The sequence below is a fragment of the Janthinobacterium sp. GW822-FHT07A03 genome (genome assembly GCF_058798815.1).
Window position 1 is genome coordinate 384931 of record NZ_JBXAKW010000007.1, and the last position, 15460, is coordinate 400390.

Sequence of the window (15460 nt, forward strand, 5' to 3'; positions counted from 1 at the left end):
GCTTAGTTTCCTTTACCGGCAACAACGGCGCTGCTGCTGGCCATGGCGGCGGCGGGTACGGCTTTGCCGGCCGTCAACTCCACTTTCTGCCCATCCTTGAAAGTCGAACCGGGCGTGCGCAGCACGGTGTCGCCGCTGGCCAGTCCGCTTTGCACTTCCCACTGGCCCGTGCGCACGTCGCGCGCGCCGATGCGCAAGTTGACTTTATGCAAAGCCTTGTCCTTGACTTTCCACGTGTACGTGACGTCGCCCGCCTTCACCAGAGCCGAATCGGGGATCATCAGCGCGCTGACGGTTTCCGTCTCGATGCGTCCTTCCGCGTACAGGCCGGCCACGCGCGGCTGTTGCTTGTCGTTGAAATCGACCAGCACGGCCACCTGGCGCGTGACGGCGTTGGCGGCTGGATCGACGCGGCGCACCTTGCCCGCAAAATCCTGGCCTGGATAGCCATTGATGCGGAACAACACGGGCTGGCCCACCTTGACGACGCCGATCTTGTCGGCCGATACCAGGCCTTCCAGGCGCATGCTGGTCGGATCGATGACCTTGATCAATTCCTTGCCGATTTGCGCCGTATCGCCATTCGATACCTTGCGCTCGCTCACGATGCCGTCGAACGGCGCGCGCACGAGCGTGCGCTGCAGCTGCTGGCGGGCCTGGGCGGCGCGGCTCTTCGCGGCGGACAAATCGCTTTGCGCATTGTTGCGGCGGATTTCCGCGTCTTCCAGCGCCTGCGTCGATGTCATGCCCGAGGCGCGCAGGGTTTTCATGCGCTGGAACATGCGTTCGGACTGTTCCAGCACCTGGCTCGAAGCGCGGCTGGCTTCCTCGGCCGAATTGAGGCTGTCGCGGATAGCCGTTTCGTCCAGGCGCACCAGCACGTCGCCCCGTTTGACGATTTCGCCGTTTTCCTTCATGACCTGGATCACCACGGCCGACACTTCGGCACGCAAGTCCGCGTTGCGCTCGGGCTGCACGGAACCGGTGATGACGGGACCCGAGGCCAGCGCATTGCTCTGGATGGTCAGCAGGTCTTCCGGGGACACCAGCAGATTGACGCTGGCGCCCGCCTGTTCCTTGGCATTCTTGCCGCCCTTGCCGGGATCTTTGGACTCTTTGCCGCAGGCGGCCAAGGCAGAAGCGATTGCCAGAACAAACAGGGTTTTGCGCAACATGGGTATTTCTCCGGATAGATAGCGCCACGACCGTCCCGGCGGCCCGGATAGGGCTGCAGGCGATAGCAGGCATTTATTTTTATTAAAACCACAAGCGCCAAAGTATCCATGAGCGCATCCGGGCATGTCAATCGGCCGTTTCCTGTAATGCTTTATTCAATGGATGAAACGTAGTTTTTACGCCCTGAAACGCAAAACCCCGCCTTGAAGCGGGGTTTTGCGTTTCAGGAGGAAAGGCGCTTAGCGGCCGAAAACGTAGTTGATCAGGAAACCGATCGCCACGCCCGTGCACAGGCCGCCGGCGATTTCCACCAGGGTATGGCCCATGCGCTCGCGCAAGGTCTTGTGCGCGGGGCTGGCTGCTTCCCCCGCCAGGCGGTTGATGGCGGCCGCCTGCTTGCCCACGTGCTGGCGCAGGCTGTTGGCGTCGATGATGACGATGAAAGCCAGGGTCACGGCCACGCCGAAGGCGGGGTGGCCGATGCCTTCGCGCAAGGCGATCAAGGTGGCCATGCTGGACACGACGGCGCTATGGTTGCTGGGAAAGCCGCCATTGCCGACCAGGCCGAACGCCCATTGCCGCGTGCGGACACTGTTGATCAGGAATTTGATCGGTCCGACCAGGATCCAGGTGATCAGGGGCGTGACGAGGTAAGCGATATCCACGGGGTATTCCTTCTTATATATATGTCGAGAGTGTGCAAGAAACTGCGGCAGCCGGATGGGCGCGCCGCAATTATCGCAGATCGTCCGCGCCAGCAGAACTGTCTGTTGCCGGTCTATAAAACGCCGCCCCCGGCGGCAACTAATATAAAATCATGGCATATACAACAATTGACGTATATCAACACTGAGTGCGGCGCGCACAGCGGCGCGGATAATCAAACGTCTTTCATACTTGCAACGGGGTACTCATGCGGCATTTCAGAATTTCCTTTTTAGTCACTTTTGTCTTGATGGCGGTGTCGGGCTGGTGGGGTTACAGCCATGGCGGCATGCCCGGCCTGATCAATGCCCTGTGGATCACGGGCGTGCTGGGCGTCATGGAAGTGTCGCTGTCGTTTGACAATGCCGTGGTGAATGCCTCGGTCTTGCGTCACTGGAATGAATTCTGGCAAAAACTGTTCCTCACGGTCGGTATCCTCGTAGCCGTCTTCGGCATGCGGCTGCTGTTTCCACTGGTCATCGTTTCCGTCGCCACGGGCCTGGGCCTGGTCGATGTGTGGACCATGGCCACCACGACGCCGGATGTGTATGCCAAGCACCTGACGGACAACCACGCGCAAGTGGCGGCCTTCGGCGGCGCCTTCCTGCTGCTGGTGTTCCTGAACTTCCTGTTCGACGACGAGAAGGAATTGCACTGGCTGGGCTGGGCCGAGGAAAAAGTCAACGCGCTGGGCACCGAAAGCCTGGCCGTGCTGATCACCATGGGCGCCGTGGCTGCCTGCGTGGCGATGGGTCCTGCGCAAGCCAAATACAGCGTGCTCGCGTCGGGCATCGTCGGCATCGCCGTCTACATCGGCGTAAACTGGATCAGCGGCTTGCTGGAAGAAGGCGAACCGGACTTGCAGGATGACGCCGAAGAAGGCGCCGCGCCAGCCAAGAACGGCAATGGCGACCTGGTAAAAACGGTGGCGCGCGGCAGTATCGGCGGCTTCCTGTACCTGGAAGTGCTGGACGCCTCGTTCAGCTTTGACGGCGTGATCGGCGCGTTCGCCATCACCAACGATGTGGTCATCATCATGCTGGGCCTCGCCATCGGCGCCATGTTCGTGCGCTCGATGACGGTGTACCTGGTGCACAAGGGCACCTTGGACGAATTCGTCTACCTCGAGCACGGCGCCCATTATGCGATCGGCATCCTCGCCTTGATCATGCTGGCATCCGTCAAGTACCATATTCCGGAGTGGTTCACGGGCCTGTCGGGCGTGGCCTTCATCCTGGTCTCGCTGTGGTCGTCCTTGCGTTATCGCAAACGGCACGCGGCACAAGCTTGAAATCGGGGGTTCCGCCCCCAATTGAGAGAGTGATGGCACGAGCGTCTTATGCGCTCATCCCATGAAGGCATGTTTGAGTTATTTACTGAAAAGGAGCACCACATGGCAATCAGTTTGCAAAAAGGCGGCAACGTCAACCTGAGCAAGGAAGCACCGAACCTGAAGAAGATCATCGTCGGCCTCGGCTGGGATCCTCGTTCGACGGACGGCGCCACCTTCGACCTTGACGGTAGCGCATTCCTCCTGAAAAGCGACGGCAAAGTCCGTGGCGACTCTGACTTCATCTTCTACAACAACCTGAAGTCGACCGACGGCTCCGTCGTGCACACGGGCGATAACACGACCGGCGAAGGCGAAGGCGACGATGAGCGCATCGAAATCGACCTGACCCGCGTGCCAGCCGACATCGACCGCATCAGCATCACCGTCACCATCCACGACGCCGATGCGCGCCGCCAGAACTTCGGCATGGTCTCGAAAGCCTTCATCCGCTGCCTGAACGCGGAAGGCGAAAAAGAAATCGCCCGCTACGACCTGTCCGAAGACAGCTCGACGGAAACGGCGATGATCTTTGGCGAAATCTACCGCTACAACGGCGAATGGAAGTTCAAGGCTATCGGCCAGGGTTTCAACGGCGGCCTGGGCCCTCTGGCCCGCTCGTTCGGCGTGAACGCCTAAATTCACGCTCGTTAAACCTGCCGCGCCGCGCATCGAGCGTGCGCGCGACGGTTTTCCGGGGTGAATTGCACTTTTGTCATATCATTACTGCCGCCTGCACAGATCAGGCGGCTTTTTTTTGGAGATTTATCATGCCAGTATTTAGTGTCACGGGCGACGTCGATCCCTTCCTCCACGTCAGCATGAAGCAGGGCGAAACCATCTACTGCGAATCCGATGCGATGGTGATGATGGAAACGGCGCTCGATTTGAAGGGCAAGATGACGGGTGGCCTGGGCAGCGCCATCATGCGCCGCTTCGCGAATGGCGAATCGTTCTTCCAGCAGCATATCGAAGCGGTGCGCGGCAGCGGCGATTGCCTGCTCTCGCCCACCCTGCCGGGTGCCATCGAAGTGGTCGACGTGGGCGCGCGCCAGTACCTGCTCAACGACGGCGCCTTTGTCGCCGCCACCTCGGGCACGGAAATGAAGGTGCGCACGCAAAGCATCGGCAACGCGCTGTTCGCGCAGTCGGGCGGCTTCTTCGTCATGGAAACGGCCGGCACGGGACAAGTGGTGGTGTCGGGCTTCGGCTCCATGTTCCAGCTCGACGTCGAGCCGGGCAAGGACGTCGTGATCGACAATTCCCACGTGGTGTGCTGGGACAATAGCCTGAAATACGAGATTTCCGTGACCACGGGCGGCGGTGCCAGCGGCGGCGGCATCGGCGGCTTCCTCGGCAATATCGTCAACAGCGTGACCAGCGGCGAAGGCATCGTGCTGCGCTTTTCCGGCTCGGGCAAGGTATTCATCTGCTCGCGCAACCGCGACGCATTCTTAAAATGGACTGCCAGCGGCAAGGCTGGCTGATTCCCTCCCCTCTATAAGGCCAGGTTAAGTTTTTCTGGCTACACTGCCCGCGCGCGCACCTGCGCGCGGCTTCCCCTATTTCCACCCGGTCCCCGTACATGCAAAGAGTCTGGTTCAACAAAACATTTTCCTCGGTCGGCACGGCCATGCGCCTGATCCGCGAAGCCGACAGCGCCGCCACGGGCGGTGCGCCCCGCTATCACATCGTGTGCAGCAATACGAATGCGCACGCGGCGGCCTTTTTGTCGGCGCACGAATACGCGGTCGAACCGTCGGGCCTGACGGGCCACAACTATGTCGAGTGGTGTCTGGAATTTTGCCGCGACCGGGGCATCACGATTTTCTGGCCCGGCAAGGAAGCGGGCCTGATCGGCAGCGCCAGCGCGCGCTTCGCCGCCATCGGCACGCGCGTGCTCAGCGTGGCCAGCGAAGAGACCCTGGCCTTGATGCATGACAAGGCGCGCTTCTGCGAGGGTCTCGACCTGCCCATGGCGCGCCCGGCCGACTACCGCGCCGTGACCACCATTGAAGAATACGACGCGGCCTACGCCGAACTGCGCCCGCTGCACGGCAAACTGTGCATCAAGCCGTCCGAATCCGTGTATGCGCTGGGCTTTGCCATACTCGATGAAGAGCGCACCAGCGCCCAGCTGCTGCTGGCCGGCGCCGCCTACCAGATCAATGCGCAAGAGCTGCGCAACGGCCTGGCGCAGATGGCATCGTTCAAGACCCTGCTGCTGATGGAATACCTCGACGGCCACGAATACAGCGCCGACTGCGTCGCCGACCAGGGCAAGCTCATTTGCGCCGTGCCGCGCAAGAAGCTGCATGGGGGCGGCAGCGGCCAGCTGATCGAGCTGCGCGCCGACCTGCTGGCCGCCTGCGGCAAACTGGCGCGCGACTACCGCCTGAACGGCGTCTTCAACATCCAGTTCCGCGAAGGCGCGAATGGCCTGGCTTTGTTGGAGATCAACCCGCGCATGTCGGGCGGCATCGGCATGGCCTGCGCGGCCGGCCCCAACCTGCCCTACCTGGCGCTGGCCGGTTTCGACCAGGGTTTCGACAAGCTCACCGTGCCCGCCATACAAGAAGGCATGCGCGTGGGCGAAGCCGCCTATGCCGTGGAGCTGCCATGAACCTCGTCAAGCAGCAGATGCCCACAGGCGAACTGACCCTGAAGGTGGACGAGGCGCGCTTTCCGCTCGACTGGCTGATCGGCTTTGCCGCGCGCGCCAACGCCAAACGGGGCTTTTTGTTCCTGTCCAAGGTGCTGGGCAAGCACTGGCCCGTCACGCCGCGCGCCATGCAAGCCATCCACGACGACCTGGCCGCGCAGATTCCCCCCAGCCTGCCCGGCCCCGTCGTCTTCATCGCCATGGCGGAAACGGCCGTCGGCCTGGGCCAGGGCGTGTTCGAGGCCTGGCTGCGCGCCAACCCCGGCTCTTCCTGCAAGGCGCTGTTTTTGCACAGCTCGCGCTACCGCGTGGGCACGGTGCCCTTCTTCGAGTTCGAGGAATCGCACAGCCACGCGCCGCGCCAGTTCCTGCACCTGTCCGACGCGGCCAGCGCCCTGTTTTCCACGGCCCGCAGCCTGGTGCTGATCGACGATGAAGCGTCGACCGGCAATACCTTCGCCAATCTGGTGCAAGTGTGCCGCGCGCGCTATCCGCAGCTGGAAAAGCTGCACCTGGGCGTGATCACCAATTTCATGGGCCAGGCCGCCAACGCGGGCTTGAGTGAGCGTTTCGGCCTGCCCACGACCATCGGCGCGGCCCTCTCCGGCCATTACGCCTTCCAGGCCGGTGCTGCGCCTGCTCCGATAGCGGCCAGCGCGCAGCGCTTCGAGGCCAACGAAGAACGGGGCGCCAGCCCCGCCTTTGGCCGCATCGGCGTGGGCCGTGCCCTGGCGCCGCCGCAAGGCCTGGCGGTGCAGCTGGCGCAGGAAATCGGCGCTGGCGACTCCGTGCTGGTGCTGGGCACGGGCGAATTCATGCACCCGTCGTTTTTGCTGGCGCGCGAACTCGAAGCGCTGGGCAAGAACGTGGTGGTGCAGTCGACCACGCGCTCGCCCATTTTGTCGTGGGGCTCCGTCGGCCATATCGTCCAATGCGACGACAATTACGGCGAAGGCATCGCCAACTACCTGTACAACGTGGCGCCTGGCCAGTACCAGCACGTCTTCATCTGCCATGAAACCCCGGCCAGCCCGGCCCTCATGCAACTCGCCGGCCAGTTGAACGGCCGCCTGTTCCACTTTCAGTCAGAGACCAAAATTGAAGAAATTCCTGTTTGTTGATCTGGACGACACACTGTTCCAGACCCCGAAAAAATGCCCGGGCGAGACCGATTTGCAAGCGGCCGCCTATTTGAAAAATGGCGACGCCTGCTCGTTTACGACGGCGCGCCAGCGCGCCTTCTTTGATTTCGCGCAAAGCGGCATGACCCTGATCCCCGCCACGGCGAGGAATGGCGACGCCTTCCGCCGTGTCGACCTGCCGTTTACCAGCTACAGCGTGCTCGATTACGGCGGCATCGTGCTGCAGCCAGGCGGCGCGCTCGACGCGGGCTGGCTGGCCCTGATGCAGAACGACATGCAGACGGCCTTGCCCGGCCTGCGGGACGCCATGCGCATCATCGACGATTTCCAGGCCAGGACGGGCATGCCTTCGCGCGCGCGCCTGATCGAGGATTACAACACGCCGTTCTACATCGTCGTCAAGGACCATGAAGCACGCGGCGAACGCCTGGCCGACATCGAAGAACAGGTGCTGCAGCAGTGGATCGCCGGTGAAGGCGCCGACTACTTCATCCACCGCAACGGCAACAACCTGGCCGTGCTGCCCAAGAGCCTGAACAAGGCACGCGCCGTGGCCTACCTGCGCGCGGAACTGGAAGCCGAACATGGCCCCATCGTCAGCTTCGGCATGGGCGACAGCCGCTCGGACGCGCGCTTCATGGCCGCCTGCGACTACGCCATCATCCCCAACGGCACCCAGCTGGCGGCCCTCACGGTGGCGGCGCTATGAGCGACAGCACGCGGCATTTCAGCGGCAGCTACCGCCAGGAAGACGTGGAGTTTCTGCTCACGCCGATGGCGCTCGAACCGATTCTCGACCTGGCCGAAAAAGAGCGCTTGATCCAGTCCGGCCAGCGCCACTACAGTGAAATGCTGTCGCCGGAATCCCTGCCCTCGCCCGCCTACCTGGCCCTGTTCCAGAGCGCGTTCGCGGCCAACCGCCTGCAGATGGCGCGCGACTGCCTGCGCCTGGCAGCCCTGATCGCGGCGCGCCGCACTGGCCCCATCACGCTGGTGTCGCTGGCGCGCGCCGGCACGCCCGTGGGCGTCATCCTCGGGCACCTGCTGCGCCAGGTATTCCAGCGTGCATGCAGCCATTATTCCGTCTCCATCATCCGCGACCGCGGCATCGACGCGAATGCCTTGAAACATATCCTGGCGCAGGGCCACGGTGACGCCTCCCTCGTCTTCGTCGACGGCTGGACGGGCAAGGGCGTGATTTCGCGCGAGCTGCGCCAGACGGTCCACGACTTCAACGCGGCCAATGGCACGGCGATCGATGGCGGGCTGTTCGTGCTGTCCGACCTGGCCGGCACGGCCGCCTGCGCCGCCTCGTCGGGCGACTACCTGATCCCGTCGAGCATCTTGAATGCCACCGTTTCGGGTCTGGTCAGCCGCTCCGTATTGAATGATGCCATTGGCCCGGACGACTTCCACGGCTGCGTGTACTACGCGCAGTTCGAGCAGCACGACCAGTCGCGCGATTTCGCCGACGGCCTGGTGGCCGACGCCATGGCGATTGCCGCCAGCAGCGGCATCCCGCTGGCCGAAGCGAGCGACGCGCCAGCCATGGCGGCCCGCTCGCAAGCCTACATGGCCGCCGCGCAGCAGCAATACGGCATCAGCGACATCAACCTGATCAAGCCAGGCATCGGCGAAGCGACGCGCGTGCTGCTGCGCCGCGTGCCCGAGCGCCTGATCGTGCGCGACACGAATGCGCCGGACGTGGCACATTTGCTGCTTCTGGCGCAGGAAAAAGCCATACCCGTCACAGTAGAACCGGCGCTGCCTTACCAGGCGGTCGCCCTTATCAGGAGCGCAGTCGATGGATAACAACTCCCTACACCCACAAAGTGAGCACAAGGCGGCGCTGGGCGCCTCCATGTATGTGCCGACCACGCACAAGGACTTGCTGGCAATCGCCAATGGCGACAAATTCAGCCATTTGCGCTCGGTCATACTTTGCACCGAAGACGCCATCGCCGAGCGCGACCTCAGTTACGCGCTGTTCAATCTGTCGCTGGCGCTGCAAAACATGGCCGACGAATCGGATACCCTGCGCTTCGTGCGCGTGCGCAATCTCGAGGTGCTGGCGCGCGTGCTGGCCATGCCGGGCGCCGACAAATTGAGCGGCTTCGTGCTGCCGAAATCCACGCGCCACAATTTCGCCACATATTTCGAGCTGGTGCGCCACACGCATCACCTCTTGATGCCGACCCTGGAAACGGCGGAAGTGTTCGACGACGAGGAAATGAAGCAGTTCCGCATCCTCCTGTCGGCACCGGAAGTGCGGCGCCGCATCCTGGCCCTGCGCATCGGCGGCAACGATTTATTAGCCCTGCTGGGCCTGCGCCGCCCCACCAGCGGCACCATCTACCAGACGCCGCTGGGCCAGGTCATCGGCCGCCTGGTCACCATCTTCAAGCCGCACGGCTTCCAGCTGACGGCGCCCGTCTTCGAGCACCTGTCGCAAGGCAGCTGGCTGGACGCCGAAGTGGCGCAGGACATGGCGCACGGCATGATCGCCAAGACGGCCATCCACCCGGACCAGGTGCCGCAGATCGAGCGCCACTACCAGGTGGCGCAGTCGGACATCGAACTGGCGCTGCGCATCATCGACCCGGACAGCCCGGCCGTGTTCCGCATGCAGGAATCGATGTGCGAAGTGGCCACGCACAGCAGCTGGGCCCTGCGCATCATCGAGCAGGCGCGCCTGTTCGGCATCCGCCATGCGGCCGACAACGCCGCCGCGCACCAGGCGACTACCTCATTGACTCAACTCTCAAGCGACGAAGGGATTGCACGACCATGACCAATTTCACACGCGGACAAAAAGGTAAACTGGCTGACCTGGGCTTGAATGGCCCGTTTGCCGTCACGCTCGATATCGTTTCGGGCTCGATGGAAGTGGACGTCAGCTGCTTCGGCGTCGATGCGGCCGGCAAGCTGTCGGACGACCGCTACATGGTGTTCTACAACCAGAAAAGCGCGCCGGACAACGCCGTCACGGTGGAGCTGAACGGCCCGCGCTCCGTGTTCCAGATCGACCTTTCCCGCCTGCCCGCCGCCATCGACAAGCTGGTATTCACGGCGGCGACGGAACAGGGCAGCATGCGCGCGCTGGGCAACTCCAGCATGACACTGGGCCAGGCCGCCACCTTCGCCTTCACGGGCAATGATTTCCAGGACGAAAAAGCCGTCATCATCGGCGAACTGTATCGCCGCGACGGCAGCTGGCGCTTCGGCGCCGTGGGCCAGGGTTTCGCGGGCGGCCTGGCGGCGCTGCTGAAGCACTTCGGCGGCAGCGAGGCGTCGCAATCAGCCCCGGCTCCTGCACCGTTTCCCGTGCCAACGCCAGCGGCGCCGCCGGCGGCGAATAAAATCTCGCTGTCGAAGATCCGCCTGGAAAAACGCGGCGACAAGATTTCGCTCGACAAGCGCGACAGCGGCGGCTATGGCCGCATCCGCGTCAACCTGAACTGGAACCAGAACGCGTCGCAAGGCCAGGCGCCCGCGTCGAAGCTCGATACGGGTTTCCTCGGCAAGCTGTTCAACAAGCCGGCCGGCCGTTCGGGCGGCATCGACCTCGACATCGGCTGCCTGTTCGAGATGAGCAATGGCGCCAAGAGCGCCGTGCAGGCGCTGGGCAACAGCTGGGGTGCCTACGACCGTCCGCCGTACATCCACCTGGAGGGCGACGACCGCACGGGCAGCGTCAGCAGCGGTGAAAACATCTTCATCAACGGCACCCATTTCGACCAGATCAAGCGCGTGCTCGTCTACGCCTTCATCTACGAAGGAGTGCCGAACTGGGCCGCCACGGATGGCGTCGTGACGATCGAGATTCCCGGCCAGCCGACCGTGGAAGTGCGCCTCGACAGCGACAGCCAGCACGCCATGTGCGCCATCGCCATGCTGGAAAACCACGGCGGCAACCTGCAGGTGACGAAATTGGTGGAATACTTCGGCGGCCAAGGTAAAATCACGGCGCACCAGGCCATGGACGAGCGATACAGCTTTGGCCTCAACTGGAAAGCCGGCCGCAAAGACTGAGGAAACGCTTAAAAAAGTCCATGGCGGCGTTGCATTGCCTTGCCCTGAACATTTTTAAGCATCCCCATTTTTTTACCTAGACAACCCTACCATGACCCCTACGACCAAAAAAGTCACCTTCGCCTTCGCCATCTTCCTCGTGGCCGGCTTCCTGCTGCTGGCCGCCTACACGTGGATGGCCCTCAGCTTCTCGTACTCGGAAGGCGAACGGGCGGGTTACCTGCAAAAGTTCTCCAAACGGGGCTGGATCTGCAAGACCTGGGAGGGTGAATTGCTGCTGACGGCGCTGCCGGGCACCATCCCGGAAAAATTTCAGTTCAGCGTGCGCGACGAGGAAGTGGCGAAGCAGCTGTCGGCTGCCGCCGGCAAGCGCATCCTCGTCACTTACAGCCAGCACAAGGGCGTACCCACGCAATGCTTCGGCGAGACGGAATATTTTGCCGATAAAGTGGTATTGAGCCAGTAATAGAGACAGCAAGACGACCGCAAGTCCAGCAATCCCGCGCCGGCCAGCCATACTCGTGCCGGCGCCATCCCCCTCCAGCCACCGATCCACTTCCGGCAAAAAATGCCTGGCAAGGATGGCGAATCTCACACATTCTCACTTTCTTGTACACTCGCAATGAATTGTGACTGTAACTGTTCATTGACATAGTAAAAACACGATGCTTGCGCTAACGCAACACGTCCAGCCTGTCCACCGTTAGCGTGTATCACCACGACCGGAAATACCATGCGCATACGCCCCGCCGCCCTGGCCTTGCTGGCCGCCTCGCTTACCCTGTCCGCCCAGGCACAGGATATCTCCGGCATGGCCGGCGCCCTGAAAGTCAACGCGACCAATGAACGCACCTTTGTCGCCGCCGTCAGCTACACGCAGCCGGTGGGCAACTACAATGCCGTCAGCCTGTCCTACATCAACGAAGGGCACCCGCAAGACCATCACCGCGATGGCATGGCGGGCCAGGTCTGGCTGCGCACGAAAAAGGTGGACGAGGGCCTGATGCTGGGCGCCGGTGCGGGCCGCTACTTCTTCTTCGACACGGCCAGGACCGACGACGGCCTGCACAATTTCGACAATGACCACGGCTGGGGCTCCATCGTCAGCCTGCAGGCGCGCTGGCAGTTCGACAACCGCTGGTATGCGCAAGCGCAGCTCAACCGCATCAAGCCCGACGGCAAGGACAACACCACGCACCTGCTGATCGGCGCCGGCTACCGCTATGACGGCGTGCCGGGCGCCAAACTGCACTTGCAGAACTGGGCCCACGACGACACCTTGACCTTATCGACCGGCCACACCATCGTCAACAGCTTGCGCTCCGAGTCCTCGCGCCCGTTCACGCTGGAATACCGGCGCGCGGCGGGAAAATACGTGGACTGGACCGTCACCGCCCTCGACGAAGGCAGCACCGACCTGGCGCACCGCCGCGGCATCGCCGCCCAGCTGTGGCTGATCCGCTCGCTCAATGAAAAGGTGGAGTTCGGCATGGGCGGCGGCCCCTACCTGGCGTGGGACGGGCGCGACACCCAGGGCCACGGCACGCGCCTGACAGGCTTGCTGTCGGCTGTGGCCCGCTACCACGTCGACCGCCGCTGGGTGGCGCAGGTGGCGTGGAACCGGGTCATCACCGATTATCACCGCGATGCGGATGTCATTTTGGTGGGAGTGGGGAGAAAATTCTGATGGAAAAACCTAAAAAATCTTGCTCTTCCACTAAAGTAACGATATCGAACAAAACCGTAGCGAGCGGCAGTGATTTGTGGCTGAGAAGCGCAACCGTACTTTAGTACGGGGGCGCCGAGCCGGTGAGCATCGCCAGCCGCAAAGCGCGCCGCGCAGTAGGTTTGGTTCGGTATCCTGCCTAGCGCGAGCGCCAGACGGCGCCAGCTTCGTTCGGCTGCGTCAGGCGCTCGATCACTTCGCGCGTCAAACTGGCCGAGCTGACCTGTTCTGCTTTCGCGCGGGCGGCGGTCAGGGAGCTGGAAAACGCGCTTTGCGGTTGCTCCAGGCTGGCGCGCAGGGCGGCCAGTTCGCGCTCCTGCTGCTGCGCGCGCGCCGTTTCCATCTCCAGCAATTGCTGCTTGGCCTCGGCCATCGCGCGCGTCGTCTCGGCCGCCTTGCGCTGCAGGGCGGCGTGGGCCTGGGCGCTGGCCAGCAAGGCTTGCTGCGCGGCAAGCTTCTCGCCGGCGGCCTGCTGCGCGGCCAGTTCCATCTGCTCGCGCTGGCGCATGGCGTCGAGAGCCTGCTGTTCCATGGCGGCGCGCGTTTCGGCTGCCGCCGTCGCCTGCTTTTCCGCTTCCAGTCGTCCGGCAATGGCTTGCGATGCACGCTCTTCGGCGCTGCTGGTCTGGCGCTGCTGCACCAGTTTTTGCGCAATCAGCGCCAGCGACTCGCGCTCGGCCGCGACGAAATCGCGCTCGGATGCCAGCAGCGCTTCGGCAGCTTGCGCCTTGTCTTCTTCCACGCGGGCGCGCTCGCTATGCACTTGTCCCAGTTCCACGGCCAGGCGCGCCTGCGCCTGCACGGCTTGCGCGGCGGCGGCTTTCTGTTCACCTTCGACCAGCGCCTGATCCATCAGGATACGGATGGCGTCGGCTTCCTTTTGCGACGCTTCCCGCAAAGCCTGTTCGGCGGCGTGCTGGCCGCGCAGCAGTTCCGCTTGCGCGCCTTCGGCGGCGATGCGCTCCTGCGCCGCGTGGCACGCCAGCGCTTCCGCTTCCAGTTTTTCTTTCAAGGCGGCGATGGCGGCTTGTTCGGCCGCCAGACGCTCCTGCTCGGCCTGCAGCAGCTGCTCTGCATGGCGGGCTTTTTCCTGTGCCAGTTGCGCTGCCTGCGCTTGCGCAGCCAGTGTCGCCTTGCCGGCATCGACCTCGGCCTGCTCGGCTTCATTCTGGCTGGCGGCCAGTTCCGCCGCCTGGCGCGCCAGTTCGGCGCGTTCGTGCGCCAGACTGGCGGCGCGCTGCTGCTCTTCCAGTTCGCGGGCGGCCGCCACGGCGGCCGCTTGCTCGGCCGCTTCGCGGGCCTTGGTTTCTTCGAGGGCCGCCGTTTCCGCTTCCAGCTTGGCGTGGCCGGCGATTTCCGCATCCTGTTCTGCGGTCACGCGGGCCAGGGCAACGGCGCGCAGCTGGCGATCCACCTCGATGCGCGCCTCCGTGGCGGCCAGGATGCGCACGTCGGCGTCGCGGCGCGCCTGCGCGCTGGCCACGGCGACCATTTCCAGGCGCTCGCGGTGGATGGCCGCATCGCGCAATTCCTTTTCCGTCTGCAGGCGCAAACGCAGCGACTGCGCCGCATGGCGTTCCGATTCCGCCTGCGCCAGAGCGATGGCTTCGCGTTCCTGTTCCAGGTGCGCCAGCGCGCGCGCTTCTTCCAGGGCGCGCACTTCGGCGGCGGCGCGGTTGAAGGCCGATTCCAGCGCGATCTGGTCGGCGCGCTCGCGCTGCACCGTCAAGTCCAGCGCTTCGCTTTCCGCTTCGGCCAGCATCTGCGCCGTCTGGCGCGCACCGTGCGCATGGCGCTCGCGTTCACGGGCCAGCACGGCGACTCTGGCGTCGGCCGAGGCGATGCCCACCATTTCTTCCTTGGCCGCCTGCACGGCGGCGACGCGCTCGACGGCCTGCAGGCGCGCCTGCTCCGTCTGTACCTGCAATTCCTCGGCGGCGCGGGCGGCCTGCTCGGCCAGTTCCGACTGCACGGCCACCTGCTCGCTGGCGCGCAAGCGGCTTTCCTGCTCGGCGCGGGCGCGCTGTTCCGCGGCCAGGCGGATTTCATTGTCGGACTCCACGCGCGCGCGCAGTTCGGCTGTCTCCTGCTTGACGGCTTCCAGGCGGGCCACGCTGGCCTGCGCGGCGGCGCGCATGGTGTCGAGGCGTTCGCGGTTGGCGGCGATCGCTTCCTCGGCTGCCTGCGCATTTTGCTGTGCGGCGGCGGCCGCAGCGGCGTCGATGGCGGCGCGGTCCTCGGCCAGCGAGCGCACGCGCGCCTCGGCCAGGGCCCGGCTTTCGGCGGCGCAGGTGGCCTTCGCTTCCGCTTCCACGCGGGCAATCGCCTCGTGGATGGCCTTCAATTCCATTTTCTGGCGTTCCGCGGCGGGCGCCTTGCTGTCGGTTTCCGCTGCCGGCTCGGCTTGCGGCTCGGACATAGGAGTGGCAGGAGCGGCTGGAACCGGCGCTGGCGCTTCCGCCTTGCGCTCCAGGTCCTTGAAATCATGCAGCGAAACGATGCTGTCCTGGTCGAACTCGTCGTCGGCGGAATACGCGACGGTGAGGGAGGCGGCCTGGCGCTGATTTTGCTGTGCTTGCATGATTTCTCGCTTATTCGGGTGAATTCCGTTGCTTATGGGAATTTATTACCACCATTATCGAACAGGCATGCACAAATCAGCGCGGCAAGAAGAGCCTGTTTTACCG

General features: G+C 63.8%; 14 protein-coding genes. 11 read left to right on the top strand and 3 right to left on the bottom strand.

What is annotated here, in order from left to right; all coding sequences use genetic code 11:
• Window positions 1-2 precede the first annotated feature (2 nt).
• The gene (locus AC1RJW_RS21550) at window positions 3-1175 is read right to left on the bottom strand and encodes an efflux RND transporter periplasmic adaptor subunit (protein ID WP_493046768.1); all 1173 of its coding nucleotides are present in this window, start codon (window positions 1173-1175) and stop codon (window positions 3-5) included.
• Between the two features lie 240 nt (window positions 1176-1415).
• Window positions 1416-1841 carry a divergent PAP2 family protein gene (locus tag AC1RJW_RS21555; RefSeq protein ID WP_493046769.1) on the bottom strand — a complete coding sequence of 142 codons (426 nt, stop codon included), beginning with the start codon at window positions 1839-1841 and terminating at the stop codon, window positions 1416-1418.
• Window positions 1842-2089: 248 nt separating this feature from the next.
• On the opposite strand from AC1RJW_RS21555, the gene AC1RJW_RS21560 reads away from it, so the two are divergent.
• The 11 genes from AC1RJW_RS21560 (at window position 2090) to AC1RJW_RS21610 (ending at window position 12734) form a co-directional block, all read left to right on the top strand.
• Complete coding sequence (locus AC1RJW_RS21560) at window positions 2090-3172, top strand: DUF475 domain-containing protein (protein WP_493046770.1); 1083 nt, start codon at window positions 2090-2092, stop codon at window positions 3170-3172.
• 102 nt (window positions 3173-3274) lie between these two features.
• Window positions 3275-3850, top strand: a complete 576-nt coding sequence (locus tag AC1RJW_RS21565; protein WP_046682304.1) for a TerD family protein — start codon at window positions 3275-3277, stop codon at window positions 3848-3850.
• 131 nt (window positions 3851-3981) lie between these two features.
• A complete protein-coding gene (locus tag AC1RJW_RS21570) occupies window positions 3982-4698 on the top strand; it encodes a TIGR00266 family protein (protein ID WP_035826041.1) in 717 nt (238 codons plus the stop codon).
• A 98-nt stretch (window positions 4699-4796) separates the two neighbouring features.
• A complete protein-coding gene (locus tag AC1RJW_RS21575) occupies window positions 4797-5834 on the top strand; it encodes an ATP-grasp domain-containing protein (protein WP_493046771.1) in 1038 nt (345 codons plus the stop codon).
• Window positions 5831-6994, top strand: coding sequence for a phosphoribosyltransferase domain-containing protein (locus AC1RJW_RS21580; protein ID WP_493046772.1), 1164 nt, complete (start codon window positions 5831-5833; stop codon window positions 6992-6994). Before AC1RJW_RS21575 ends, AC1RJW_RS21580 begins: the two co-directional genes overlap by 4 nt.
• Complete coding sequence (locus AC1RJW_RS21585) at window positions 6972-7724, top strand: HAD family hydrolase (RefSeq protein WP_493046773.1); 753 nt, start codon at window positions 6972-6974, stop codon at window positions 7722-7724. Before AC1RJW_RS21580 ends, AC1RJW_RS21585 begins: the two co-directional genes overlap by 23 nt.
• Entirely contained in the window at window positions 7721-8827 is a 1107-nt protein-coding gene (locus tag AC1RJW_RS21590; protein WP_493046774.1) for a cysteine protease StiP family protein, read from the top strand. Before AC1RJW_RS21585 ends, AC1RJW_RS21590 begins: the two co-directional genes overlap by 4 nt.
• Window positions 8820-9806 (top strand): HpcH/HpaI aldolase/citrate lyase family protein, encoded by a 987-nt coding sequence (locus AC1RJW_RS21595; RefSeq protein ID WP_493046775.1) that lies wholly within the window; start codon window positions 8820-8822, stop codon window positions 9804-9806. The genes AC1RJW_RS21590 and AC1RJW_RS21595 overlap by 8 nt, the downstream gene beginning before the upstream one ends.
• Entirely contained in the window at window positions 9803-11047 is a 1245-nt protein-coding gene (locus AC1RJW_RS21600) for a TerD family protein (RefSeq protein ID WP_493046776.1), read from the top strand. Before AC1RJW_RS21595 ends, AC1RJW_RS21600 begins: the two co-directional genes overlap by 4 nt.
• 91 nt (window positions 11048-11138) lie before the next feature.
• The gene (locus tag AC1RJW_RS21605) at window positions 11139-11513 is read left to right on the top strand and encodes a DUF8785 domain-containing protein (protein WP_070224711.1); all 375 of its coding nucleotides are present in this window, start codon (window positions 11139-11141) and stop codon (window positions 11511-11513) included.
• Window positions 11514-11780: 267 nt separating this feature from the next.
• Window positions 11781-12734, top strand: coding sequence for a hypothetical protein (locus AC1RJW_RS21610; RefSeq protein WP_493046777.1), 954 nt, complete (start codon window positions 11781-11783; stop codon window positions 12732-12734).
• A gap of 178 nt (window positions 12735-12912) precedes the next feature.
• On the opposite strand, the gene AC1RJW_RS21615 is transcribed toward AC1RJW_RS21610, so the two are convergent.
• Window positions 12913-15354, bottom strand: coding sequence for a hypothetical protein (locus tag AC1RJW_RS21615; RefSeq protein WP_493046778.1), 2442 nt, complete (start codon window positions 15352-15354; stop codon window positions 12913-12915).
• Window positions 15355-15460: the final 106 nt, after the last annotated feature.